Origin of the sequence: Streptomyces sp. NPDC006879, assembly GCF_042869595.1 — a bacterium.
Taxonomy (GTDB): Bacteria; Actinomycetota; Actinomycetes; order Streptomycetales; family Streptomycetaceae; genus Streptomyces.
The window spans coordinates 1-4289 of the sequence record NZ_JBIAGC010000091.1 but is presented as its reverse complement, the minus strand read 5'-3'; the positions used below and the strand labels follow the sequence as shown (position 1 = coordinate 4289).

The following is a 4289-nucleotide window of genomic DNA, read 5'->3' as shown; positions in this document are numbered from 1 at the left end:
GCCGGGTAATGCTTCATCCCCACGGGGACTCCGTTCTCCTGGACCATCAAGATCCAAGTGTCTCCGGTGTCCAAAATCCGGGGTCAAGGTCCAAGGTCGCAGCGAGTCGCTGATCTGCCACCAGGCGAGATCATGCCGGTCCCGGTCGAGTCGCACCAGGTGGTGGGCGAGGTATCCGAGCCATCGTTGGGCCCGCACAGGATCCCAGCTCCGCGCCCGGCTCCCGAACCATGCGGCGCCGCGCTCGACGGCTCGGGGTCGGTAGAGCGTCGAAACAAACCCCGCCAGGAGGTGCTCTTCTTGGGACTTGGGGGTGGGAAACCTCTCGGCGTCCAGGAGTTCCGCCGGATCACCCTCGGACGCTTCGCTGTACATCGTGCGCGCGAGAACGACCATGAGCGGTGTGGTCAGGACGCCCACGAGGTTCCTGCTCGGTCCCGTCGCGCAGGACCGCAACTCAGCCAGAAGGGGCGCCCACAACGCCGGGGCCCCGTCCTGGCTTCGCCCGCCGGGGGCCCGGGCGGTCCGGGGCAGGTAGGCCTCGACGTCCGCGAGGGTCAGATCGGCGAGTTCGATCCCCGCGGCCCACACCAGCGGCGTACGTGCCGCTTGTACTGCCTCTTCGTACTCCTCGCGCCGGCTGGTCAGGACGAGCGGCAGCGAGGTCGCGTTGAGTGATTCGAGTGCCCGTCGCCTCAGTCCCTCGGCTATCTCGTCGAACCCGTCCAGTACGGGCAAGATGAGGCTGGCTTCGATGAGTGCGGCGGCCAGTGTGGAACCGCTGGGCGTTCGGCGGGCCAAGTGCGGGTGGTCCCGCAGTAGTTGGTCGACCAGCCAGTCCTGCAAGGTGGTGGTCGTGGCATCCCAGGAACCCACGCTGAAGACGACTGGGACGCAGTCGGAGGGCTCGGGACCCGCCAGAAGGTCCAGGATCAGCCTGATCACCAGGATCGATTTGCCGGAGCCGGCCCGTCCGAGGACTAGCAGGCGTCCGGACGGGATCCTCCGATAGACCTCGGCCACGCTCTGGAGGTCCCCCAGGAGGTCCACGCGCGTGGGAGTGGCCCCTGGTAGAAGGCGCTGCACGTTTTCCGGATGGTCGGTCAGGTCAGTAGGGGCCGGCCGCCACCGCACGGGCAGCGGGAAGGGGTCGTGGACTTGACGCTGTTCCTCTTCCCGCTGCCAACGGCTCCTGAGCTCCCGGGCCAACTCCCCGAGGGATTCTGCGAGCGCTCCGGTGGCCGGAGCAGCTCCCGCAGCCGGCAACCGGTGGGGCGCGCGGGGGGCGGGAGCGGGCTCCGGGCACTCCACGTCTGCCGGCAGTGGACCGGCAGCCCTGGAGGAAGGCGTAGGGGTGAGCACGGCAGCCAACTGCCGCCGGTCCTGCGAGGTGAGCTTCAGGGCCTCGGCCAGCAGGTGCACCGTCCCCAGCCGGTGATCGGCACTCCTGCCGGTCTCCAACCGGCGGATGGTCCGCACGCTCACTCCAGAGGCTTCCGCCACCTGTTCCTGGGTCAGTCCAGCCTCAGCGCGCAACCGTCGTAACAGGGCGCCGAGCTCATCGGTCACTTCGGTGCCCCCTCCACTTGCGAAGCACAGGCCGCAGAGAGTCTACGGGACGGCCGGCCACAGATGGCCGGTGCCTTGTCCTGTCCTGTGAACTGCAAGAACACGAACATCAGTTGCCAGCGGGTGCTTGTGACGGCGGCTCTCTTCGATCTTCACGCGGCGGTGCTCGGCGTGACAGGGCAGGCGCGGCGCCGACCACAACTCCGCGACACGTGTGCACGACACATCAACGGAAGGGCCAACAAGCGGTGGAATTCGGCTTGGTTCACCCGGAAGCGAGATACAGGGAGTCGACATGGCATACCGGTACTGGTGTGGCGAATGCGAATTCAAGACGACGTGGCTCAACGAGTCCCAGACCGAGCGGCAGCAGATCGAGCACTACGCCAGCAAGCATCCCGGAATCGAACCCGGGGGGCATGTGCAGATCAACCGCAGGGACGCGGACGGCGTCGGATGCCTTCAGATACTGGGAGTTCTCGTGCTGCTGCTCATCCTCGCGGCAGCATGCCGTCACTGAGGGCCGTCCCGTCATCCCCGGCAGGCGCGCGACGCCGGCCGCAGCGCCCCGATCCCCGTCGGTGCACCAGCACGCACCCGGCCTCTGAATCTCCCGGGGATGACCGGAGGGCACTCAGGGCGGGCCTTCGAGCACGACGATCAACCCCATGCGTACCGCGCCCCACCGGGGAGGGCACGGAACGCCGCGCCACGGCCTCCCGAGCACCCGATTCAAACCTTTCACCCAGAGGGACTTATCCATGAGAAACAGACGAATTTTCAGTGTACTTACCGGATTCCTCGCACTTTTCCTGACGTTGACGGGCACGGCGAACGCCGTCGACCGCGACAGCTCGGCGAAGCGCGTCTTCAACGCCATGCAGATCGTCTTCAACCCCGACACCCCGGACGCCTTCTGTACGATCGGGACCGTCGGCACGGACAAGTACGGTCGCAAGATCGCCATTTCTGCGGGACACTGCCTGCGCGACGAGAGGTACGCCGACCGCGAGATCCCCGAGGACGTACAACCGGTCTATGACCGGGCCGACATCGCCTTCGGCCCCATCGGGCACGTGCGGTACTTCAAGGATCCCGAAGGCTCCATGGTGGGTCACGCCACCAAGGACTACATGATCATCGAATTGGTCTCGGCGGTCACGCCCTCCGCCCAGGGCCCGTACCTGAGGCAGACGGGCGCGGTGCAGGTCGGCGCGGGACGGCCCAGCCCCAACGCGCCCGATCCTGCTCGCGCCGAGGAACGCCTGCTGGGGGCGGCCTTGTTCGATGACAACGAACTGGTGGTGTCGGGCCAGCTCGGTGTCTTCTACGGACGTATCACCAACAACTCCCAGGGCATCTACCAGTCCTGGGCTCCGCACAAGGCGGGTGACTCGGGGGGCCCGGCCATCTGGCACGTGCCCGGCAGTGCCTTCCCGTCCGCGGAGAACGGCTTCCAGGCCACCGGACCCTGGGCCGGAATCACCAAGGCGATCGTGGTGGGCATCCCGCCCTTCACCTACACGAGCTCGGCGAACATCCTCGCCGACCTGCGCGCCCGGGACGCGGCCCGTCCCGGCGTCTACGGTGCGGGCTTCCAGGTCACCAACAACCCCTAGCCGGTCCGCCCGTCGCTCCGGAAGGCGCCATCCCGGCTGCGACGCCATCCACTGAGCGCGTGGGCCGTCCTGACCACACGGCCCACGCCGTCCCACTCCAGACCCACACGAGAAGGAGAAGCCTTCATGGGAGTCACCCTCCTTGGTTCGCTCGCCCGCACCCGAGCACAGGCCAAGGCCACCGTCGCCACCACCGCGGCGATCCTGTTGACCGCCCTCGCCGGCCCGGTCGCACAAGCCGATGCCCCTCAGATCCCGAGCTTCACCGACGGCTACGGCCTGACGCAGGTCCCGCAGGCCGTCGAAGTGCACTCCGACACCGACTTCACCCTCACGGTGACCACCGGGATGCTGTCCGGCTCCCACAAGATCCGGGTCTTCCTCCCCGCCGGCTACACCTCGGACCCCGACAAACGCTGGCCCGTGGCGTACTTCCTGCACGGGGGCGGCGGTACGGTCGACGACGCCGCCGCGGCTCCGGCCCTGCGGTCGAACTCGATGATCACCGTGGTTCCGGACGGTGGCCTAAAGGGCTGGTACGCGGACTGGGTCATGCAGAACACCGCCCTCGGGGCGGCCAACTGGGAATCCTTCCACCTCAACCAGGTCGTTCCCTTCATCGACGCCAACCTGCGCACCGTTCCCGACAGGGGGCACCGGGCCGTCCTCGGCCTGTCGATGGGTGGTTACGGCGCCCTGCACTACGCCGAGGCCCGCCCCGACCTCTTCGGCCATGTCGCGTCTCTCTCCGGCGGCATCGACTTCGGCATGGCGGAGATACGTGGGACCGTTGTCGCCACGGAGCTCAACCTCACGGGCGCGGTGTGCGCGGCGAGTACCTCCACCCCGTCCGGCACCGGACAGTGCACCGGACACGGCGCGTACGTGGACAGTGACGCGATCTTCGGTTCCCCGTACCCCGTGTTCAACGCGGACCGCATCTGGAACTCCGTCAACCCCGCGTCCACGACCAACCTCGCCAAACTGTCCGGAACCCGCATCGAGCTCTACTCCGGCTGTGATGATGGTCGTGTCGCTCCGGCCGCGCCTGACTCGTACTCTGGCTGGCTGCTTGTGCCTTGTGTTTGATCTGTCGGCCCG

General features: G+C 67.5%; 4 protein-coding genes. 3 read left to right on the top strand and 1 reads right to left on the bottom strand.

Going from position 1 to position 4289, the window contains the following annotated elements; all coding sequences use genetic code 11:
- Nucleotides 1-1569 (bottom strand): helix-turn-helix domain-containing protein (locus ACFYMC_RS29570; protein WP_388531182.1); only part of this gene is annotated, 1569 nt, incomplete at its 3' end.
- A gap of 295 nt (nt 1570-1864) precedes the next feature.
- On the opposite strand from ACFYMC_RS29570, the gene ACFYMC_RS29565 reads away from it, so the two are divergent.
- The 3 genes from ACFYMC_RS29565 to ACFYMC_RS29555 all read left to right on the top strand — a co-directional run bounded on the left by ACFYMC_RS29565 (nt 1865) and on the right by ACFYMC_RS29555 (nt 4277).
- Nucleotides 1865-2089, top strand: coding sequence for a hypothetical protein (locus ACFYMC_RS29565; protein WP_388531179.1), 225 nt, complete (start codon nt 1865-1867; stop codon nt 2087-2089).
- A 241-nt stretch (nt 2090-2330) separates the two neighbouring features.
- Entirely contained in the window at nt 2331-3188 is an 858-nt protein-coding gene (locus ACFYMC_RS29560) for a hypothetical protein (protein ID WP_388531177.1), read from the top strand.
- A gap of 126 nt (nt 3189-3314) precedes the next feature.
- Entirely contained in the window at nt 3315-4277 is a 963-nt protein-coding gene (locus tag ACFYMC_RS29555; RefSeq protein WP_388531174.1) for an alpha/beta hydrolase, read from the top strand.
- Nucleotides 4278-4289: the final 12 nt, after the last annotated feature.

Bases quoted from the DNA above. Each gene is read 5' to 3' on its own strand.
- ACFYMC_RS29565 (WP_388531179.1), top strand. From the start codon at position 1,865: ATGGCATACCGGTACTGGTGTGGCGAATGCGAATTCAAGACGACGTGG.
- ACFYMC_RS29560 (WP_388531177.1), top strand. From the start codon at position 2,331: ATGAGAAACAGACGAATTTTCAGTGTACTTACCGGATTCCTCGCACTT.
- ACFYMC_RS29555 (WP_388531174.1), top strand. From the start codon at position 3,315: ATGGGAGTCACCCTCCTTGGTTCGCTCGCCCGCACCCGAGCACAGGCC.